15 protein-coding genes are annotated in these 21364 nt (G+C 70.6%); 4 read left to right on the top strand and 11 right to left on the bottom strand.

What is annotated here, in order from left to right:
- Positions 1-6: 6 nt before the first annotated feature.
- From FK256_RS01205 to FK256_RS01180, 6 genes are all read right to left on the bottom strand, one after another.
- On the bottom strand, positions 7-996 hold the full coding sequence (locus tag FK256_RS01205; RefSeq protein ID WP_141423398.1) for a phosphatase PAP2 family protein: 990 nt from the start codon (positions 994-996) through the stop codon (positions 7-9).
- A 68-nt stretch (positions 997-1064) separates the two neighbouring features.
- Positions 1065-2399: a class C sortase gene (locus tag FK256_RS01200; protein WP_141423397.1), complete on the bottom strand. Its 1335-nt coding sequence runs from the start codon at positions 2397-2399 to the stop codon at positions 1065-1067.
- A 203-nt stretch (positions 2400-2602) separates the two neighbouring features.
- Complete coding sequence (locus FK256_RS01195) at positions 2603-4210, bottom strand: SpaH/EbpB family LPXTG-anchored major pilin (protein WP_141423396.1); 1608 nt, start codon at positions 4208-4210, stop codon at positions 2603-2605.
- A gap of 85 nt (positions 4211-4295) precedes the next feature.
- Positions 4296-8477, bottom strand: coding sequence for a SpaA isopeptide-forming pilin-related protein (locus FK256_RS01190; protein WP_244936092.1), 4182 nt, complete (start codon positions 8475-8477; stop codon positions 4296-4298).
- Positions 8478-8875: 398 nt separating this feature from the next.
- Positions 8876-10615 carry a DUF7059 domain-containing protein gene (locus FK256_RS01185; protein ID WP_141423394.1) on the bottom strand — a complete coding sequence of 580 codons (1740 nt, stop codon included), beginning with the start codon at positions 10613-10615 and terminating at the stop codon, positions 8876-8878.
- A gap of 171 nt (positions 10616-10786) precedes the next feature.
- Positions 10787-11830, bottom strand: coding sequence for an MsnO8 family LLM class oxidoreductase (locus FK256_RS01180; protein ID WP_141423393.1), 1044 nt, complete (start codon positions 11828-11830; stop codon positions 10787-10789).
- 497 nt (positions 11831-12327) lie between these two features.
- Between FK256_RS01180 and FK256_RS01175 the strand changes: the two genes are divergently transcribed.
- Positions 12328-12906, top strand: a complete 579-nt coding sequence (locus tag FK256_RS01175) for a peroxiredoxin (protein ID WP_141423392.1) — start codon at positions 12328-12330, stop codon at positions 12904-12906.
- A 57-nt stretch (positions 12907-12963) separates the two neighbouring features.
- The gene (gene ahpD / locus FK256_RS01170; protein ID WP_009234473.1) at positions 12964-13494 is read left to right on the top strand and encodes an alkylhydroperoxidase, AhpD family; all 531 of its coding nucleotides are present in this window, start codon (positions 12964-12966) and stop codon (positions 13492-13494) included.
- 97 nt (positions 13495-13591) lie between these two features.
- On the opposite strand, the gene FK256_RS01165 is transcribed toward ahpD, so the two are convergent.
- The 4 genes from FK256_RS01165 to FK256_RS01150 all read right to left on the bottom strand — a co-directional run bounded on the left by FK256_RS01165 (position 13592) and on the right by FK256_RS01150 (position 17739).
- Positions 13592-14104, bottom strand: a complete 513-nt coding sequence (locus FK256_RS01165; RefSeq protein WP_021607669.1) for a PH domain-containing protein — start codon at positions 14102-14104, stop codon at positions 13592-13594.
- 151 nt (positions 14105-14255) lie between these two features.
- Positions 14256-15605: a hypothetical protein gene (locus FK256_RS14715; RefSeq protein WP_280525772.1), complete on the bottom strand. Its 1350-nt coding sequence runs from the start codon at positions 15603-15605 to the stop codon at positions 14256-14258.
- Positions 15602-16858, bottom strand: coding sequence for a TadA family conjugal transfer-associated ATPase (locus tag FK256_RS01155; protein ID WP_211343503.1), 1257 nt, complete (start codon positions 16856-16858; stop codon positions 15602-15604). The genes FK256_RS14715 and FK256_RS01155 overlap by 4 nt, the downstream gene beginning before the upstream one ends.
- Positions 16846-17739 (bottom strand): cellulose synthase operon protein YhjQ/BcsQ, encoded by an 894-nt coding sequence (locus FK256_RS01150; protein ID WP_244936089.1) that lies wholly within the window; start codon positions 17737-17739, stop codon positions 16846-16848. Before FK256_RS01150 ends, FK256_RS01155 begins: the two co-directional genes overlap by 13 nt.
- A gap of 495 nt (positions 17740-18234) precedes the next feature.
- Between FK256_RS01150 and FK256_RS01145 the strand changes: the two genes are divergently transcribed.
- Positions 18235-19179 (top strand): HAD family hydrolase, encoded by a 945-nt coding sequence (locus FK256_RS01145; protein WP_141423390.1) that lies wholly within the window; start codon positions 18235-18237, stop codon positions 19177-19179.
- Between the two features lie 22 nt (positions 19180-19201).
- Here FK256_RS01145 and FK256_RS01140 read toward each other — a convergent pair whose 3' ends face one another.
- On the bottom strand, positions 19202-20248 hold the full coding sequence (locus FK256_RS01140; RefSeq protein ID WP_425321565.1) for a Fic family protein: 1047 nt from the start codon (positions 20246-20248) through the stop codon (positions 19202-19204).
- Between the two features lie 125 nt (positions 20249-20373).
- On the opposite strand from FK256_RS01140, the gene FK256_RS01135 reads away from it, so the two are divergent.
- Positions 20374-21318 (top strand): hypothetical protein, encoded by a 945-nt coding sequence (locus FK256_RS01135; RefSeq protein WP_244936088.1) that lies wholly within the window; start codon positions 20374-20376, stop codon positions 21316-21318.
- The last annotated feature ends 46 nt before the right edge of the window (positions 21319-21364 follow it).

Here is a 21364-nt window from a genome sequence, read left to right as displayed (position 1 = left end):
GCGGCGTCAGTCGCGGCCGCGGAGCTCGTGTTTGTTCCGGGTACGGCCCCAGTCGGTCAGCGACACGAGTGCGGACAGCGCCAGGCAGGTGACGCCGACGACGGCCACCGACCCGGTGGCGTAGGCGCCGAAGAACTGCCAGCGCGAGCGCGAGCCGTCCAGGTGCCACCACACCCAGGAGCCCAGGCCGAGAGCCCCCAGCGTGCACACGACGCCGGCCGAGGCCAGCAGGACGTTGCCGACGAGTTGGTTCCACAGGCGCGGGCCGGCGGCGGTCGCCGGGATCGTCCCGGCACTCGTCAGCCCGAGCACTTCACCGGAGTCCTCCTCCCCCTCCCCGCTCTCCGAGCGCAGGGATCGGGGAGCGCGCCAGGCGCCGCTCGCCACCGCGAGCGAGCCCCAGGCCACGGGCACGAGGATCCCGGCCAGGACGTCGGAGGGGCGGTGCCAATGGCACACGAGAGTGGAGTAGCCCATGGCGATGGTGAGCAGCGCCCCGACCCAGGCCGACAGAGCCCTCCAACGACGCCCGGACAGCAAGATGAGGGCGACCGCGGCGGAGGCCGCCATGGTCGTGTGCCCCGAGGGCAGGGTGTTGGCGTTGTCCCAGCGCTCGGTGATGTCGAAGTCGGGCCGCCACAGAATCTGGTACTTCAGGACCTGAGTGGTCAGGTTGCCCCCTGCCACGGCGACAACGGCCCACACGGCCCGGCGGTGGCTGCGCCGCAGCAGGCCGATCACCAGGATCGTCACCACGAGAACGACGGCCGCCGGCATCGAGACCATGGACAGCAGGGCGCGGGCGTGCACGCTCACGTAGTGCGAGCCGATCTCCGAGCCCTCCAGAGCCATGGCGTCGAGCATCTGGCCGGTGTGGGTGAACACGAACAGGCGCCACAGGCCGATGGTCGCGCCCAGGCAGGACAGGGCCAGCAGGCTTCCGCGCAGACGCAGATGTCCCGGGGAGCGGGAGGTCTGCGATTGGGAGGAGGCCACTGGCAGATCGTAGGTTCTTGAGCGCACCGACCAATAGGGAGACAGACGTGATTCCCGTGCGGGACTGCTCACGGCACGCGCGGTTCCAGGTCGTTGAACGGATCCGTCTCGGGTTCGCCAGGAGCGTCGGTCACTGCCCCGTAGGGGGATTCCAGTCGTGGTGCTTCAACCGGATTCTGCTGATCGTGGGGTTCGCCTACGGGTTCGGGGGCCTGCTCAACGGGCTCGGCGACGACCTCGGGCGCGGTCGTCTCATCCGTGAACTGTCCATCGGAGGAGCCTGCAGCGGCGGCACCGGACGGCGGGACGGCGTCCTCGAGGGGGTCTCCGGCCCGGCGATCGGCTCTCTTGGCACCCTCGGAGCCATCGGGATCTGCGCCGCGTGTTATTCCCTCCGGCCCCTTGGCGGCATCCTGCTTCCGCCGACGGCGCAGCCACCATAGGCGCCCCAGGATTCCGGCGACGACCGTCAGGATGATGACGACGGCCACGATGATGACCTTCATCCAGGTCTGCATGGGGGCGGGCAGGGCCTCGGCCTCCTCGGCGGCGGCGGCCGTGGGGTCCATGGGGACGCGCTCGCCGGTGACCAGGAGGCGGTGGGAGTTGACGCCGTAGGGCGTGCAGGTGATGAGCGTGACCAGGTCGCGTCCGGGTACCTTGCGCAGGGAGTCGGTCTCCTCGGGCTTGACGACGGTGATGTCGACGACCTCGTACTTGAGGGTCTGTCCCAGAGAGGAGACGTAGAAGGGATCGCCCTTCTTGACCTGGTTGAGGTTGTCGAACATCGTCGCGGTGGACAGGCCGGTGTGACCGGTGAGGACCGCGTGGGTGGAGGGGCCGCCGATCGGCAGGCTGGTGCCGAACAGGTGCCCGACTCCCTCCGCCAGGGTCCGGGTGTCGGTGCCGTGGTAGACGGGCAGGCTCACGTGGATGGAGGGGATGACAATGCGCGCCATGACCGGGTCGATATCCATCTCGTGGAGATAGGCCTGGTATTGGGGGGTATCGGGGCGCTGCGACTCGAGCCAGGGATCGAGGATCGGTGCGCTCTCCAGGTTGTTGTTGTAGGTCTCGGCGGAGGCGCGCTCCGCGGCGACGGTGTCCGGGCCGGCGGCCTCGACTGAGGCGGTGTACATGTCAGCCAGGCGCTGCTGCTCGTCGTTGTTGTGCTGAGTGGCCATCACCGGGTAGAGGAGGACGGCCACGCCGACCAGGACCAGGACCAGGGGGAGCCAGGTCAGGAAGCGCTCGCGCAGGACCTTGCGGCGCGTCGCCTTCCCCGGGTCGGTGTCCGGGGCACTCGGGGCAGGCTGCGGGGCTACGGCCTCGGGATCCGTCTCGGGCCGTTCCGTACGGGACTGGGAGATGCGGTCGCGAAGTGATGGGAGTAGCGCTGTCACGGGGAACCGTGCCTTCCTTCGTCGGGTTGTCGCGGAGCTCGTTGCGAGTGGCGGGCCGGGATCGGTTAGGGGTTATCGATTGGGAGGGAGGATCCCTGCGACGCCCCTGTGGGGGAGACGGGGTCTCCCGCCTCCCCCACAGGGAGCGTCCGGCAGGATGGCGGCCAGCAGATGCGCGCCGCCTCAGTGACTGCCAGGAGCTGTCAGTGCTTGGCGGAGTTGCGGCGCTTGTTGGCGTAGGCGATCGCCGCGCCACCGGCCACCAGCAGAGCGCCGGCGATGGTGAGGAAGATGACGCCGTTGGCACCGGTGAGCGGCAGGCGGAAGCCGGCGTTCTTCGGCACGTCGGTGACGGTCACCGCGGTCGGCACCTTCCCCTCCGCGTCAGCGGCCAGAACCCGGAAGGGGATCGGGTCGGCCTGGAGGGTGTAGCCCTCAGGCGCCTTGGTCTCGACGAGGCAGTAGTAGTCGTCGTCGGTCAGCGCGTCCTTCTTCACGCCGTCAACGTAGTCGTTGGCGCGCAACGAGCTGATGGCGACCGTGCCCTGGCCGGCGGTAGTGAAGGTGTTCTCGCCACCGATGGTCAGCGGGTCGACGGTCTGGGTCGCCGGGTTGGAGTCCTTGAGGGTGGCTCCGGAGCCGGTCTTGGTGCACTCGTAGACCTGGAACTGGGCGCCGTTGTACTTGGTCTTGTCGGCCAGCTCATCCGTACCGGTCTTGGTGACGACCACCTTGCCGTACTTGGAGAGCACGGGGGTGGTGGGGATGCCGGGGACGTCCGTGGTGGTGCCGGGGTTGCTGGGGTCCCAGGTGAAGTTGGGGCTGTCGTTGGGGATGAGCCCTGCAGTGTTGGACAGCACGCCCTCGAGGTCAACGGTCTTGGGGTCGAAGGTGGCGGTGAGGGTCGCCTGAACCTTGGTCTCGCCGTTGCCGTTGTGGCGCGCCTCGGCGGCCTTGCGGCGTCCCTCCTCGGTGAGTTGGATGGTCGCCCAGTTGTAGTCAGTGCCCTCGGCGATGATGACGGTGTAGTCGGTCGTCTCCACCAGAGGCGTCGCCTGCTGACCGTTGACGATCTTGACCACCGGGGCGAGGGCGTCCTTGTTGATGCGCTTGTCGAGCCGGTCGACGACCTCGTAGCGCTTGATGCGGGCTCCGCCCGGGTAGTCGACCTTCGGGATGGAAGTGGTGATGGTGTAGGTGATGTTCTGGCCGGAACCGGGGGCCGGCTTGTCCGTCACCTGCTTGTCCACACCTGAGAGGGTGTTCTTGGGGTAGACGTGGACGTTGTAGTTCCACTTGGTGGTGTCCTGCGGGTTGGTCATCGGCAGGGTGACGACGAAGTCCTCGGCCGGGATGACCTTATCCGGGGTCTTGGTCTCGCTGACGAGGTAGGCGCCGACCTCGGTCTGAGCGTCGGTGAAGGAGGCCAGACCGTTGGCGTCAGTGGTGATCTTCTGGGTGGTAGCGGACTTGAGATTCTTGGCCTGGGAGACGTCGCCCTTGAGCTTGGCCAGGGTCGCCCAGCCCTCGGGCGTGGTCAGGTCCACGTTCAGCTTGGTGATGGTGAACTCGACACCGGACACGGCCTTGCACTCGGCTGCGGGGTCCTCGTTACCGTCACCCTCCTTGACGCCGTTGGTGTCGGTCTGCTCGCACTTGTGGACGGTCAGCGACGTGGCCGCGTCGGGGTCGATCGTGGAGCCATTGGGGTCAGCGGGTGCCGCCGCGCCGGTCGGGGCGATGAGCGCGCCGGCGGCGAGCGTCATCGCAGCGGCGAAGCCGAGGCCTCGACGCATGGTGAGGGAGTGCATTACTGATCTCTCCTGTGTTGTGGGACTACTTAGGGATATGAGGTGACCCGCGCGCGACGGAGCGGAGTCGGGGTTCTCCCCGCGATCAGGCCGAGCGCCTGGACGAGGAAGCTTTTCTGGAGCGCAGTGCCAGCAGGGCGGCACCAGTGATGGCCGTGATACCGACGGCGACGTTCATCCCGATGCCGCGTCCACCGGACAGCGGCAGGGTGCCGATCTGGACGTCACGGACGGTGATCGTGTCGTCGGCCTTACCGGCTCCGCTACGCGAGACCGTCAGGGCCGAGCCGCCCGGATCGGGGTTGATGAGCTCGATTCCGGAGTCGGTCACCTTGAAGCGGGCGGGCTTGGCCATGAGCTGGTGCCCGGCCGGGGCCTTGGTCTCCACCAGCCAGTACTCGCGGTTGATAGCCAGACCGGTCGTGGTGAAGGTTCCGGTGCCCTTGCCGCCGGTGAAGGTCACGCCGTCGGTCAGGGGCTTGGCGCCCGGGGTGGCGGGATCCATTGGGTAGATGTCGAAGGCTGCGTCATCCAGGGGGCCCTGGCTGCCGGTCTTGACGATGGACAGGATGCGTTTACCGGCGTCGGGGGCGACGTTGGCGCAGGCGACGTCGTGGTCCGGACGGGTGTCGGAATCCTTGCCCTCCTGGGGCACGACCTTGTTGTAGAGGCCGTGGCCGGGAACGAGCCTGCCGCTCTCCGTGGTGCAGGACAGCAGGTCATCGCTGTAGCCCTCGACCGACGGATCGATTCTGACGGTGAAGGTCACCGTGTAGCGGATCCGCAGGCCCGAGTAGAGCCGCTCGTCGTCGGACAGGCGGTAGGAGCCATCGGGCTGTTGAGCGACCGTCCGGGTCGGTCCCATCTCGCGCTGGACCTTGACGGTCGTGGGGATGAGCCCGGGGGCGAAAGACGGCTTGTCGTTGATCGGCCCGGTGGCCGCGGTCAGCGAGCCCTCGTTGACGACGCTGACGGTGTAGACGACGTCGAAGGTGGAACCGTTGCCCGGCTGGGTCTTGATCTCCTTGGAGAACTTCAGCTTGCCCTCGGTGGACAGGCAGCCGTGGTTGTTCTCCTCGCCGTCGGTGTCCCCCTCCATGGCGATGGTGTTGACCAGGCCGGAGGGCTTGCCGTCGGCGCGCAGGTGGCCGCACTGGAAGTCGGACTCGGTGAAGCCCGGGGTGTTCTCTCGAACGGTGAAGGTCATCTGCATCGTGAAGGTTCGGCTACCGCCCTCGCCCCCGGACCTGGGGGCGGCGGCGAGCGCCTCACCGGTACCGGCCTTGATGAGGGTGATCGGGCCGTTGAAGGTGCCGGTGGCGTCGTTCCTGCCGGGGAGGGTCACGCCCTGGGCATCGACTCCCTTCTCCAGGATCCGCACCTTGTGCAAGTAGGTACCGGTGGGCATCTGTGGGGTGTCGGTGAGGTCGGCGACCACCGGGCTGGCAACAAGGGAGGTGTTGGTGACCGTGACCGTGTAGCTGGAGGTAAAGGTGCCGTCGGCGTTGCGGACCACGTCGAGCGGGGTCTTGGAGGCCTTGAACCGGGGGTTGGGGGGCAAAGAGCCGCAGGCCGCCGCCTCCTTGGGCTGGTGATCGCCCTCGGTGGTCACCGAGGCCTTGTTGTAGATGGCCTTGCCCTGGCCGACCGCTCCCGGCTCACAGGTCCCCTGAACACCGGGCAGCCCGGCGTCGGGGCCGGAAACGTTGAGCACAACCGTATAGGTGTGCCGCTTGCCGGCGGGTAGGGTGATACCGGTCTTGGCATAGGGGATACCGGCCTGAGGGGTCTCGGTGCCGGTGATGGCGTCGCCGGAGACACTGACCTTGTGGACGGTGACACCGTTGGGGACCTGCCAGGCGTCGTTGAGGTCGTAGGTGAGATCCGCCTTGGCCGAGGGGTTGGTGACGGTAATGGTATAGGTCTGGTCGAAGGTGTTCTTGCCGTCGACCTTCTCCGTGCTCTTGGCGACCTTGGTGAACGTTTTGGCGATACCGGCGTGGGGGACGACGGAGTTGACCACCTTGATCCGGACGCCGCCCTCCGTGGAGTCGGGCACGGTGAAGGTGACGCCGCCCGCATTGCCCTTCGTCGGGGCCACCGCGGTGGAGGCGATCTCCTTCTCCTGACGCCCCGGGTTGGCGACGACCTTGAAGGCGGCCGGATCCTTCCAGCTGACGCTGCCGTCTGCGGGGGAGCCCGGCTGCTTGAGCCCCTTGGCATCACGAGCGTCCTCGGTGACGGTGCAGGTGGCGCCCACGCGCTGGGCGGGCAGGTCCGCGGCATTGCCCTTGGCGTCCACCGTGATCTTGCCGGTGGAGGAGCCCTTGCCGTCGGGGCCCGGGGTACAGGTGTAGCTCAGCGCATAGGAACCGGCCGTGGCGGCATCGGAGGCGCCGTCGACGGTCTTGACCGCGCTGATGGGAGTCTGTTGGGGCTTCTGGTGCACGACGCAGGTGACGTTCCTGCCCTCACGAAGCACGAACTGGTTGTCACCGTTGACGGGAACATCGCTGCGGTCGTCGTCGGTGCAGACCCATGGGCCGTTCTGCGCGTAGCCCTCGGGGCCATTGCCCGTGGACAGGGTGTAGGTGCCGCCGGCGGTGTAGACCTTGCTGACGGCGGCGGTACCGCTGGCGCCGGTGATGGTCCTCTGTCCGAAGAGCCCCTCGGTGGCGGGCGTGGCGGACATGGTCCACTGCTCGGGCTTGGCGCTGCCGGCGTCGACGACGGTCACCAGGGTGAGGCGCCCCCGGCCGACGACGTACTCGTTGTGCCAGACGCACTTGATGGCGACCTCGTCCTGGTTCTCGGCGAGCTGGGTCTCATCGAGACGGATCGTGCGCTTGTTGAGGTCCACCGAGTCGGACTCGTCCAGACGGGTGGTTCCGTCACGGCGCAGCAGAGGGGTCCCCTGAGTCCCCGCCGTGCAGGTGACGTTGCGAAGGAACCATCCGGATGTCCAGACCTCGCCGGAGGCACGGTCGACGGCGGCCTGCGGGCTGGTTCCCGCCTCCTGCACCGTGGCGGCGTCATTGGGCGCCAGCAGGGTGTATTTCTGAGGGTCGACGGCCTCGCCGCCCCAGGTGGGGGTGAGGCTGGTGGGAGTTCCCCAGTTGTCGTGGCCGTAGGTGCCTTGGGGCGAGGCATTGAGGTAGGTGAACTGGGGAATCGTCAACGACCCCTGGATCGAGGGATCGGCCTTGACGTCCTTGGCGAAAGTGACCGGGCGCTCCTGCTCGATGGAGCCGTAGAGGCAGCCGTAGGAGGTGGCGTTCTCGCGGGTGATGAAGCGCTCCTCCAGGGTGGAGGTCTCGCTCTTCTCCATCTCGGCGCGGCACTGCTGGCTCGCGCCGTTGTTGACGAATCCCCACAGCTTGAGCTTGTAGTTGATGCCGGTGTTGGGGTCGGTCCAGGAGGTGTCCGAACGGTCGGAGCGGATGTCGAGCAGGTCGTCGGAGCAGGACCTGCCCTGGTAGTCCTGATGGGTGCCGGTCATGTACCCGTTGAACCAGACCAGTGAGCCGTTCTGGTACATGTAGACGTAGTTTCCGCCGTAACGGCCGACATTCCCATACCTGTCATAGGCGTAGGGGGTGCTCATCGTTTGCTGGTTAGTGTCATAGTCGCCGATGATGAGCTTGCCGTTGGAGTCGAGCTTTCCGGTGCACGTGTTGATCGTGTCGAACTCCTTCCAGGGGAAGTTCGCCTCAATCGTGCCTGCGGTGCGAATGTTGAAACTGCCGTGGTAGGCGGTTCCGCCGTCGGAGGGATTCGTGACCCGACTGCTGTCGGTGTAGATCGGGCTGTTGACGTGCCGCATCCGGCCGACGAGGAAGACCTGACCGGCCTTGATGCTCGTGGTGTTGGAGGGCTGGAACCCCAGCGAGGTCTGGGACTTGTCAGCGGCCTCTCCCTTGTAGACGCTGGGGCAACTGCTCTGATCCCAGCTGGGGCGCCCGTAACCGACCGCCGCGTACTGTCCGCCGCTGCCGTAGACCACGTCGGTGGAGTAGTACTGCGAGCCGGGCGAGTAGCGGATGCAGGCGCGCGTCCGCCCCCACTCCCACGGGTATGAGGTGTAGGTATATCCATCGCCCGCAATGTCGGTAATGGGATCGGCACTTTCGACGGTGCGCACATAGGAGATCTGCACGGAGGTGTCGCCGAGGGGAACATTCAGATCACCGGTGGATGCGTCCGCGGGCGGCGCCGTCCACGGGAGCGACACCATGGTCACCAGGACAATGGCAAGGGAACCGACCACCGCAAAGAATCTGCGCAGGAATCCTTCACGCCCACACCGTGGGCGGATTGATGATAGGGGCATGCCGTTGGAATCCGATCATGAGGGATAAAGGCGCGGGGGGCGCGACAACTTGACTGCCCTCGAATGTATAGCTCCGCACCAGCCACCAACACCCGAGAAGGCCCTGATGGGGCAACAATCGCGCATCATCGCACGTCACTGCCACTTTTCCCCGAAATCTCGCCGACCGGGCTAGATTTCAATTACGCATCATCGATGACGGGAAGATAAAAATAATATAGAGACGGCTACGGAGAGGCGCCGAAGGTTTCAGACGGGCATCTTTTCGACCGCACATCCTGCGTGCATCTGGTGTGCCCGCCGTGTTATTCGGGACCGCGCAAGGCTCGTCATGATCAGCCCGCGGTGAGGAAGCCCGTGGCAAGGAGGTGGCGGGCCGCATCGATCATCTCTGTGCGCAGCGCGGCCGCATCCGAGCCGGTCAGCCCGCTCAGCGCGGCGACCGCGGAGGCGACCTGCCCGACGCTCAACTCGCCGTCGGCCACTCCGGCCAGGGCGGCCATCGCCGTCGTGGCGCGGATCGTGCGCCCCAGTCCGCCGCCCTGGCGCAGCAGGATGACGGTGGGTTCGGCGGCTCCTGGAACCAGGTGGCGCTCCTCGGTCACGTCGGGCGCCAGCACCGGGTGCACGGCGGCGACGGCCTCGTCGTCGAGCCCTGCGAGCAGCTCTCGGGCGGCCAGGACCTCCGCGACATGGGGGCCCGGGGCTCCCCGACCGGAGGTGGTCACCTCCTCCAGGAGGCGCCAGGGCTCGCGGGGGCGCTGCGGACGGTGAACGATGAGGAAGCCGAAGCCGATGCCCTCCACGCCGCGGGCCTCGAAGTCGCCGATCCATGCCCCCAGGGCGGCGTCGAAGCCGGCGGCGTCGCGCTCGGGGGTGAGGCCGCCGTCGCGCAGCCACATGGTCGCGTACTCCACCGGATCCTGGACCTCGCGCTCGATGACCCAGGCGTCGAGGCCCTCGGGGATCCAGGCGGCGACGGCCGCGCGCCAGGAGGAGTCGGCCGCGCCGGGGGCGGTGGTGGAGCCGATGGCGGGATCACTGGCGCAGTCGTGGGCGCCTGCGCCCTCCGGGGAGCCGGGGCGGTGCTCCCAGTTGCCGAGCATGACCGCGGTGCTACCGGGTTCGAGGTGCTCGCCGAGCCCGGCCACGAGGACCGGCAGGACGGGGCCGCCGGCGTCGCGGTATTCCATGAGGGGCAGGCCGGCCTCGCGCACCGCGGGCGGGGTAAGGACGAAGGGAGGGTTGGAGACGATGAGGTCGAAGCGGCGGCCGGCCACGGGTTCCAGGAGGGAGCCGTGCAGAAGCTCCAGGCGGCCGGTCCCGTCCCCGGAGCCGGCGTCGGGACCTCCGGTGACGCTCACACCGGCAAGGGCGGCGTTGAAGGCGGTGAAGGCCAGGGCGCGGGTCGAGATGTCGGTGGCGACGACGTGCTCGGCATGACGCAGCAGGTAGAGGGTCTGAATGCCGCAGCCGCAGCCCAGGTCCAGGGCGGTGCGGACCCGCGTGCGCGGGGTCAGGCCGGCCAGGGTGAGGCCGGCGCCGCCGATGCCCAGGACGTGGTCGGCGGCAAGGGCCCGGCCGGTGACGAGCTCGCCCAGGTCGGAGGCCACCCACCAGCGGACCTCGCCGGCGTCGTCGATGGCCTCGTGGGGGCGCAGGTCGACGCGGGCGCGGACCCGGCCGGTCTCATCGGGCTCGCCGACCAGGCCGATCCGGCCGGCGCCGGAGGCGCCGGTGCGGGGCAGGGCCGCGTCGAGCGCGGTGGCGGGGACCGGCTCGCCGAGCATGAACAAGGCGGTCAGGACGGCCACGGGATCGGGGGCGGAGGAGCCCGCCAGGGCGGCGCGCACGGAGCGCAGGGCGGGCAGGCGGATCTCGCGTCGCAGGGCGGCGTCGGCCGCCTTCCCCAGGAGTGCCGCCACCGCCTCCACGCCCCAGCCGGACTCGGACAGGTCCGCCCGCAGGTCCGCCGCCTGCTCACCGGACAGGGCCGGGGGCGGGAAGGGCGACAGCGTTACGGGCTTCGGGGCGGAGTCGGCCCGGGTTTCGGACCGGGTGCTCGCGGGGCTCATGGCACCGACCGTAGCGCGGGGCGCCTCTTACGGCGGGCACCCCGCCGCAAGAGGATTCGGCGGGTCCAGCCCTTCGGGATCGCGCCGGGAGGGACGCGGGGGCGCTAAGGGACAGGGCGGAGCGCTCCCACGCTCCCTTGGACGCGCCCGCCCTGGCTCCTGGGCGGCTCCTCACAGGAGGCGAGAGGCCAACTCGGCGTACTGGCGAACCTTGACCTCGACGTCGTCGATATAGCTGACGAGCATGACCTCCTCGGTGCCGTGGTTCTCGGCGAAGGCGGACAGGGCCTGGGCGACCTCGTCGTAGGCGCCCACGATGATGGCGGTGTCGCGGTCGAGGTAGCGCTCGACCTCGGCGCGGTAGGCGGCATCGAGGGTGGCCGGGTCGCGGAAGCGCATGGGGCGGCCGGTGCGCAGGCTGAAGCGGGCGTCGGCGGCCACGAGGGCCTGCTCGTGGGCTTCCTCGCGGGTGGCGGCGGCGCTGACGCACAGGGCGGAGAGGGTCCGCCCGCCGTGAATGCCAGCGTGGGCACCACCGTGGGACGCGCCGTCGGGGAGCGCTCCCGGGTTCTCGGGGAGGTGGGCGCGATAGTGGTCCATGATCTCGACCTGCTGGCGGCCGGTGAAGAACTGGGCATAGGCGTAGTTGAGGTCGTGGGCGCCGGCCCAGGCGGCCGACTGGCCCGAGGAGCCCAGGAGCCAGACCTCCGGCATCTGAGTCGGGCGGGGCTGGACCTCGATGGAGGCGTAGTGGTGGGAAACCGGCAGGTCGTCGCGCAGAAGGGCGACCGTCTCCTCGATGAGGGTGTTGATGGCGTCGGGGTCGATGACGCGGCCCTGGTTGAGGGCTCCCGCCGCGCGCATGTCGCCGCCAGGGGCACGGCCGAGCCCCATGTCGACGCGCCCCGGGTGCAGGGCGGCCAGGGTGGCGAAGCGCTCGGCCATCTGCAGCGACCCGTAGTGCATGGCCATGACACCGCCCGAGCCCACGCGGATGCGCCCGGTGGCGTCCAGGACGTGCATCATGAGCAGGTCTGGCGCCGAGGACAGGAAGGCGCCGGTGCTGTGGTGCTCGGCGAGCCAGAACCGGTGATATCCGGACTCCTCCAGACCGCGCCCCAGGATGACGAGGTCCTCCAGGGTCCGGCGGACGTCGCCTCCCTCGAAGATCGGGACCTGCTCGAGGACGCTGATGCGGTTGAGACGAGGGCTCATGGCTTCTCCTGACCTGGTGTGCGGCTGTGGGCGGGTCCGGCCCGGACGGCTCGACGACGCCGGCCGAGGTCGCATGGGCGAGCCGCTTGCGTCGGCTGGGCGCCGGGCGCGCGCCAACGGCTCGGCCGGGTCCGGATGGTCGGAGCAACACCGGTGGGCGGTGGCTCATTCCACTCGGGGCCCTCACCAGGAGATGAGCATCCGGGGCCGGACCGCACTGGTCCCGGCCGGGGACGTCCTGTCCGCGCGGGGACCGCGTTCCGTTGTAGACGACTGCGGTCGGGGCACGTCATCCTGGTTGAAGGGGCGTCACTGAGACGACATCAGATAAGGTATTCCTTCTTAAACATAGGATAAGTTTTAGTTGCGCCTATGTGCTTCTCGTCTTACGGTTGGACCGACGGAGCCGCCCGGCGCCGGCACCGCGAGGGTCGCCGCAGGTCCGCATCGGCTCGCACCACATCCCACCGCGATTCGCATGATTCAGGAGGCACCCCATGGCCGTTCTCTCCATCGGAGACCAGTTCCCCGCCTACGAGCTCACCGCCGTCGTCCCCGGCAACCTCAAGGAGGTTGAGGCCAACAAGCCCGAGGACTACTTCACCACCGTCTCCTCGCAGGTGCCCGCCGGAACCTGGCGCGTCGTCTTCTTCTGGCCCAAGGACTTCACCTTCGTGTGCCCCACCGAGATCGCCGCCTTCGGCGATCTCTACCAGGACTTCAAGGACCGCGACTGCGAGGTGGTGGGTGTTTCCGTGGACAACGAGTACACCCACTACGCCTGGCGCCGTAGCCATGACAAGCTCCAGGACCTGCCCTTCCCCATGGCCAGCGACCTGAACCGCGAGCTCACCGAGACCCTGGGCATCAAGCGCGCCACCGGCGAGGCCGACCGCGCCACCTTCATCATCGACCCCCACAACGTCATCCAGTCCGTCTCGGTGACCGCCGACTCCGTGGGCCGTAACACCGAGGAGGTCCTGCGCCAGCTCGATGCCCTCCAGTCCGACGAGCTGTGCGCCTGCAACTGGCAGGCCGGAGCCGCCACCATCGACGCCCTGGGGCAGATGAGCTGAGCGGCCCGAGCCGCTACCGCTTCCATTCCCCGCACCCGCACGAAGAAACGAGAAGACATGAGCATCGACAACCTGCGTTCCGCCCTGCCCGAGTGGGCCAAGGACCTCTCCTTGAACCTGTCCACCCTGTCCCGCTCCTCCTCACTGACCGAGCAGCAGCAGTGGGGCACCTTCGTGGCCGCGGCCGCCGCCACCCGCAATGAGTCCGTCCTGGTCCAGGTCATGGAGGACGCCCGCTCCCACCTGTCCGAGGAGGCCGTCAGCGCCGCCCTGGGCGCCGCCTCCATCATGGCGATGAACAATGTCGCCTACCGTACGCGCCATTTCCTGGGCTCGGCCTACGACAACGAGCGCATGGGCCTGCGCATGAACATCATCGGCACCTCCGGCGGTGTGGAGAAGGTCGACTTCGAGCTGTGGAGCCTGGCGGTGTCCACCATCAACGGCTGCGAGAAGTGTGTGACCGCCCACGAGGCCACGGTGCGCGGCGAGGGCCTGAGCACCGAGCAGGTCTGGGAGGCCGTGCGCATCGCCGCCACCCTGACCGGCGTGGCCCAGGCGATCAGCGTCGTCGAGACCCTCGACTGACCCGGCCCCGAACTCGACGCGATAACGACGGCGGCCGCCGGCTCCTCATTGGGAGCGGGCGGCCGCCGGCTCTTTCGTGTCTACGCGCCAGTGCCGATCAGCTGCGGGGGTCGGCGTCAATGGCGCCCTGGGTGTCGTCGAAGATCAGGTTGGAGATCTCGACCTGGACCATCTCGACATGGGGGACGTCGTGCAGGAGGAGAGGATCGTCCGCGGAGGTCTGCAGGGCGAGTGTCCCGCAGCCGAAGAGCCGGTCGGTGACGTCCTTGTCGAGCTGGATGTCGGAGATGCGGGTCAGGGGCAGGTCGTGGCCGACGCGGCTGATGATGCCGGAGCGGGTGATGATGCGCTTAGTGGTGACCGTGAAGGTGCGCATGTACCACTGCAGCCACGGCACGAGCAGTAGGGGGATGCTCACGACGAGGATCACCACCCAGATCGCCAAGATGCCCCAGGGCTGCCAGTCGGCAGGCGCCAGGACCGAGGCGACGACGCCGACCACGAGCAGGAGGATCTCGACGACGAACCGCCACAGGAGGACCTTGATGTGGGTGTGCATGTGCCGCACCACGACCTCGTCGCGGCTCAGGAGCTTCTTCGACAGTGCCATGGCTCCATCGTGCCAGGGCAGCGGGGGTCCGCGCACCTGAGCCGGTCAGATCGGGTCGCTTCAGGGGAGTGCTGCCCACCTCCCCTGAGGCGACCGGCCTCCCCGGGCGCCGTGGGAACCCGATGCCCTCGCGATGGGCGGGCGCCCGTCCTCAGCCGGCCAGCACGCCCATGCCCACCGAGGCGACGACCGGGGCGATCCCCAGGATGACGAAGGCCGGCAGGTGGAAGGCGCCCAGCGGCAGGACGAAGCGGACCGCGAGGCGCTCGGCGGCCTCCTCGTCGCGGGCGTGTCTGCCTGCGCGCAGGCCCGCCGCCGTCGCCGCCAGGAGGGCGGCCGGTGAGGCCCCGTCCTCCCAACCGGGGCGCAGACAGGCCTCCAGGCGGGTGCGCCGTCGTCTCCAGCGCTCGTCGTCGGGCGCCTCCCAGGCCTCCTCCCAAGGGGCGCCTAGCAATAGGGCCCGGCCCACGACGCCGGCGCTCTCCTCTCCCAGGGCCTGCCCCAGAGAAGTAAGCACTGCGGGCACAGAGGCGCCGGCGCTCAGCGCCGCGGCCGCCAGGTCCAGGACGAGGGCCTCATCGACAACGTCGCTTTCCGCTGTAGCGGCGCGCACGAGGCGCCCGGTGACCAGGTGGCCCGCCACCATGAGCAGGACGCCCAGCCCTCCCAGGGCGCTGCCCAGCCCGCCATCGAGCAGAAGGTCCGCGGGGTCGGCCCCCACGAGCATCCCCAGTCCCAGTCCCACCACGGGCAGGCAGGCCAGGAGCCGGGCGGTGGTGCGGGGACCGGCCAGCGCGGCCCGGCGGGAGGCCTCGGCATGCCCGGACTCGGCCACACCGCCCGCCACGGCCTCGAGGATGTCGGCCAGAGGAGCCCCCAGGGCGCTCGACAGGCGGCAGGAGGCGATGGCCCCAGGGACCCCGGCGGCGGTTGCCCGCCGTTGCCGGGCCCGCTGCCCCCTCGGAGGCGGGCGCCAGTGCAGGCGGCCCTCCCTCCACCGGGGCAGCCACGAGTCGTGCTGGAGGTCCGCGAGCGCGTGCAGGGCCGGTGGGACGCCGTCGTCGTCGGGCTCGACGCCCTCGGAGAGACCGGAGCGCTGCAGAGCGCGCGTCCAGGCCCTCTGTGAGGTGGCACCGGCGCGCAGGAGGCTGGCGACCTCGGTGAGCAGCAGGGCGAGGTCCGGTTCGGGCGCGTCCGTCCGCCGGGAGCGCAGGGCGCCGAGCATCTCCCGCAGGGCCGGTGCGCCCGTTGCGGTCGACGGGGCGCCCTGGAGCCGTCCGCGAGGAAGTCCGCGGCGGGCCGGCAGCAGGAGCACGGCGGTGGCCAGGGCGACCAGAACCGCCGCGATCCAGGCGCCCGCTCCCAGTGCCCCGTCTCCCGCTCCGGCCGCAGTACCGGCCGCCGGGGCGGCCAGTGGGTAGGCCTGAGTGAAGGCCTGAGTGGAGAGCGGGGCGGGTGCCATGAACGCGGCCGCCGGCATGAGAGCGGTCGGGCCGGTCATGTCGCACTCCCCTCCCCCACTCCGGCCGACATTCCGGGACCGAGGCGGGAGAAGGTTTGCGGGCCGAGCCGGGCGCGCAGCGACGGCGCAGCCGGGCCGGGACTGATCCGGTCGTCATCGTCCACGCGGAGCGCCTCCTCGCACACCAGCACCGCACCGGCCGGCGTCGCCTCGCGCCGCAGCACGCCGATGGAGGCTACGTAGCGGCGCGCACCGGATGTCCCCGTCCGCCGGCGCAGGTGGACGACGGCGTCGAGAGCGCTGGCCGCCTGGGCGGCCACGGCGGCCTCGTCGAGTCCCGCGAGTGCCCCCAGGGCGGTCAGGCGGGCGGGGACGTCGGCGGGCGAATTGGCGTGCAGGGTGGCCCAGCCGCCCTCGTGGCCGGTGTTGAGGGCGGTGAGGACGTCGCGCACCTCGGGGCCGCGGCACTCGCCCAGGACGATCCGGTCGGGCCGCATGCGCAGGGCGGTGCGCACCAGGGAGGTCATGGGGACCGCACCGACGCCCTGGACGTTGGCGCCGCGCTCCTGGAGGTGGACGACGTGGGGGTGGTCGGGGCGCAGCTCGCAGGCCTCCTCGATGCACACGATGCGCTCGTCGCCCGGGACGAGCCCGAGCAGGGCCGCCAGAAGGGTGGTCTTGCCGGTGCCGGTCGCACCGGTGACCAGGCAGCTGGCGCGTCGGGCCACGAGGGCGGCCAGGACGTCGTCGAGTCCGGGGGCGATGGTGCCGGCCTCGGCGAGCTCGGCCAGGGTAAAGCCGCGTCGCCTCTTGGTGCGCAGGCTGATGAGGGTGCCGTCGGCGCTCAGGGGCGGCAGGACCGCGTTGAGGCGGGTACCGTCGGGCAGGGTGGCGTCGACGACGGGGCAGGCGTCGTCGAGGCGCTTGTGGGCGGATGCCGCCATGCGCACGGCCAGCGCCCGCGCCTGGGGCTCCTCCATGGAGGCGGCGGGGACGGGTTCGAGGCCGTGTCCCCGGTCGATCCAGGTGCGCCCGCCGCTGACGAGGACGTCAGTGACGCCATCGGTTTCGATGAGGGGTTGAAGGAGTAATCCGGCGCCGTCGACGTCGGCACGCACCCGTTGGCCGAGGCGGGCCATGCCTTGCTGACCGGTGGAGGGGCCGGCGGCGTCGTCGAGGGCCTCATCCAGGCCGGCGCCGCGCGCCAGGGCACTGCGCACCCGGGCGAGCTCGAGGCTGTCGGTCTCCCGGGGCCCGGGGTCCGAGGGGTGGTCGGGGTTTACCGGGGCCATGGTTCGCTCCCCCGCTCGGCGGCGCTCGCGCTGCCCGGTTCCGCGATGCGCTCGGCAGCGACCGGCGCCGAAGCGAGCACCTCGGGGGTGAGGACCCGAGTCAGCAGCTCTCGGGCTAGGGCGGTGGCGGCGCGCCTGGCGGCCGAGCGGGCACGGACCGGGTCCTCCCCGAGGGCGAGGCGCTTGGCCAGGACCCGATCGGTGGGGACTCGCCCCAGGACCGGGCAGCCGGTGATGAGCTCGAGGTCCTCGGTGGCGACGTCCTCACCGACCTGGCGCACCACGAGCCATACCGGCGGCGAGCCCGGGCCGGGCAGGTCGCCGTCGTCGGGCGACGGCCCCCGCAGCCGCAGGGCTATGGCCTCAGCGGCGACGGCTGAGCGCAGGTCCAGGCCGGTCATGAGCAGGACCCGTGCACCCCGTGGCGGGGACGCTCCCCGGGGCAGGTCGACCAAGACGATGTCGTGCTCGGCGCGCATCGCCTCCAGGACCGCGTCGGCGCAGGCCAGCGGCCCGCCGCGGATGTCGCCGGTGAGCACCGGCATGGCATGCCACACGGGCAGGGCCCCGACCAGGCGCCCGGGTCTAAAGGCCGACTCCTCCGCCGGAAGATCCGCCCAGCGCAGGCCGTTCAGCACGGTCTCCCCGCACAGGAGGTCCAGGCCGCCGGCGGGATCCAGGTCCATCATCGCCACCCGACGGCCGGCTCGGCTCAGCGCCCACGCCAGGTGCAGCAGCAGGACGCTCACCCCCAGGCCGCCGCGAGCGCCGGTGACGGCCAGAACCTGGGCTGCCGGGTCGATCTGGGCGCTCAAGGCTTCCGGCGAGGGCGTCGGCGCCGACGGCGGCGGATTCTCCGGGGTTCCTGGCGCCGTTCCCATCTCGCCGGGGCGCGAACCGCCTATTCCGGGAGGTCTCAGTGGCGGGAAGGAGACGTTGAGGCCGTCCCATGTCTCCGCCGTTCCCCTCGTTCCCGCCGGCTCCATTGGCTCCGTTGGCTCTACTAGCCCCGTTGGCTCCACTGGCCCCGACTGACGCGGGCCCTGCCCCGGGCTCGTATCCACTGCCGATCCCGATCTCTTCACCGTCCTGTTCACCATCCTGGCCGGAATCTCCACGGCAGTCTCCAGTCCCGTCTTCATGGCGTCCCTCCGATCCCGTGTGCGGCGACACCTCAGCGCCGATCCCTCTTACCAGAGTGCGGGCTCGGGCCCGGCGGCGCCCGGAGACGTCATCGGGCCTGTGGAGACAGGTTGCAGAAACGGACCTGTGGCCCCGCGCCGCCCCCGGCGAGCCCACGATGCTTCCGCAAGGCGTCCGACTTTCGGGAACTCAGGCACCTGACACCGCGGCCCGGCTCATGATGAGATGGGCCCATGAGCGCGCAGGCCCGCGCAAGCGACCCCTCCCGACCGACAGCGACGTCACCGGTGGCCTTTCCCATCGCCCCACCGGCTGCGTCGCGCATCTCCGCTGCGCCAACTGCGGCCGCAGTCGCAGGTCCTCCGCGCACCGGGCGTCGTGCCGCGGCCTACTTCGACCTGGACAAGACGATCCTGGCGACGTCGTCGACCTGGGCGCTGGGGACCCCGATGCGACGCAGCGGCCTCATCTCCTCGCGGGCGCTGGCCTACGGGCTGATCGCCCAGATCCCCTACCTCCTAGTCGGCGCCGGCACCCGGCAGTCGACCAACCTCATGGAGCACCTGGCCCTCATGTCCGCCGGCATCAGCCGCCGAGACCTGGTGGAAGTCGTGGAGGGCGCGCTGGCCACGGCAATCGAGCCGGCCGTCTACGCCGAGGCCCTCGACCTCATCGAGGCCCACCACCGGGCCGGCCACGACGTCGTGGTCGTCTCGGCCTCCATCAGCGAGATGGTCGCCCCCATCGCCCACCTCGTGGGGGCCGACCGCGCCGTGGCCACCCACATGGAGGTCGGAGAGGACGGCCTGTTCACCGGGCGGATCGCCCGCTCCATGCTGCACTCGGAGAAGGTCGTCGCACTGCATGAGGACGCCGCCGCCCACGGCATCGACCCGGCCCGCTGCTGGGCCTACTCCGACTCCGTCTCCGATGAGCCGATGCTCAGCGCCGTCGGCCACCCCGTCGCGGTCAACCCCGATCGGGATCTACGTCGCATGGCCCAGGAGCGGGACTGGCCGGTGCGCGACTTCGCCCGCCCGGTGCGGCTGCGGCCGCGCTGGGAGCCCCCGAGCCTGTCGACCCGGGCCTCCCTGACCGTCGGGATGGCCGGTGTCCTCGCCGTTGCGGGCGCCGCCGCGTGGCTCGTCGCCCGCCGCGGCGGGCACAGCCGCGCTTGAGCGGACCGCCCACCGCCTGAGCTCACCCGGCCCGCCAGGTGCCCGCCTGCACCGCCAGGCACAGGCGCCGGGCCTCCTGCACCCCCACGAGCACCGCCTCGGCCTGCCACACCACCCAGGCCACGACCCCCTCCATCGTGCCGGAGGCGTAGGCAGCGGCGGCCTCGGCGTAGGCGGCCGGCACGCGTCCCGGGTACAGATCGCCGACCGCCGTGCCCGTCGGCTCGACCCCGTCGCGCACCAGCAGGTGGCGCACGAGCAGCCTGCCCACCGCGGCGTTACCCGCCGTGAAGGGTCGCGCCGAGAGCATCTCGGCGTGGACGATGGCGGCCCTCACCAGCGCCGGCGCCCGTTCCGCCTCGATGAGCTCCACCAGCCCCTCCAGCCGCCCGGCCAGTTCCTCCCCCTGCGGGGCCCTCCCCGGGCCGCCCTCCCGGGAGCGCACCTGCCCGGAGCGCGGCACGCCGACCTCCTCAAGATCCACCCGGCCGCCTGCAGCCAGGGGGCCGACGACGTCGCGGTGCAGCATGGCCAGCAACGAGCGCGCCGGAGGCACCGCGGGCCGTCCCCGCCCCACCAGGTCCGGCATCCAGCCGACCAGGCGGGTCCCGGCGCGCCACAGTCCGGCGACGGCGTCCAGGCCCGGGTCGCCCGTGGCGGCCTCGGTCAGGTGTCCCGCGGCCACCTGCTCGCGCAGCACCTCGGCCAGGACCACCGCCCCCTCCACCGCCCCCGAGGCGATAGCGCCCCGGATCGCAGCCTCGGCGCGGGCCTCGCGCCATCGGCGCCGCAGGGCCTCGTTCCAGCGCAGTTCGGCGCAGGCCTCACGCACTGCCGCCTCGGCGGCGCGCACTCGCTCGTCGGCGGCCACCGTCCTGAGCGCCTCCACCGCAGGGGACGTCGCAGATGCGGCAGACGGGGAGGTCGCGGCGGACGGCGCCCCGCAGATACCCACCCCACCGTCCGACCGATCGGCCGACACGCCGGGCGGGACCGACTCGCCCGCCGCGCCACGTCTCCTCGGCACCCCGGCCGAAGACGGCCCGATCCCTACAGTTACTCGCACCACGGGCCCACTGTGGCACACCGCGGCCCCCGCCGGCCACAGGCCTCCCACCGCGCTCCAGGACCCCGGCTCCCGGCGAAACCGACACGGACCGACACAGAGCGAACGCACCCCCTAGACTCGATCAGGTGAGTGACTCCCCCTCCCATGACACCCCGGGCTCCGCACCGCCCACATCTCCGGGCCCGCCAGGTCAACCGCCCCGCAGTCGCAGACCCGACTACGTGCTCACCGCCGTCGTCGGGGTGGTCTTCGCCCCGAGTGCCTCCTTCCTCCTCGGCCTGGCCGACGCCGTACCGTCGTCGACCCCGGGCCTGCGCACCGTCCTGCTGCTCGGAGCGATCCTGCTGATCTCCTCCGCCGCCACCGCGCTGTTCGCCGGCCGCTCCTCGATGGGCGCGCTCGCCACGGGACTGACCGCCCTGGCGGCCCAGTCGGCCGTCTTCATGGCCCCTATCCATGCAGCCTCCCTGCCTCACACGTGGCTGCAGAAGCTAATCAGCACCGGGTTCATGCTCATCCTGGCGGGGCTGTGGCTCGGCGGCTCCTGGGGAATGCGCCTGGCCCGCCGTGCCGGCCACGCCCAGGGGCAGGCCGCTTTCCGCCTCACCCAGGCCGACCGGACCGTGGGCTCCACGCCGGCCCCGCCCCCTTCGCGCCGACGCGACCACCTCCTGTCCCTGCCCTGGGTCGTGGCCGGGCTGGCGCTCGCGGCCTTCCTGCTGCCCCGCTCCTACCTGCGGGCGGTCGCCCCCGGAATCCAAACCGGGCCGCTGATGCTCGCCGCCGTCCTGGTGTCCTTCATCGCCCTGGCCGCGGCAGGCGCCTCGACGGCGCGCTCCACCCTCGGGGCGCGCGTCACCGGCCCGATCCTTATCCTTTTGGCGGTTCCGACGCTCAGTAACGATATGATCCCTGGCGGCCATCTGGTCTCCAGGCTCCTACCGTACGGCCCGGACGCCGTCGTGCTCGCCGCCATCGGCATCGAGCTCATGGCGATCGGCTGGGGAGCGCATATGGCCCGCCGTGCCGGCCGAGCCAACGCGCTGACCAAGTTGCGCTCCGGTGCCTGAGGGTCCCATGCCCGCAGTCATGTCCTGGGGACGACCGTATCCCCTC

Origin of the sequence: Actinomyces johnsonii (assembly GCF_006546835.1) — a bacterium.
Classification (GTDB): domain Bacteria; phylum Actinomycetota; class Actinomycetes; order Actinomycetales; family Actinomycetaceae; genus Actinomyces; species Actinomyces johnsonii.
The sequence above is the reverse complement of the archived record's forward strand: the minus strand, read 5'-3'. Positions and strand labels throughout refer to the sequence as shown.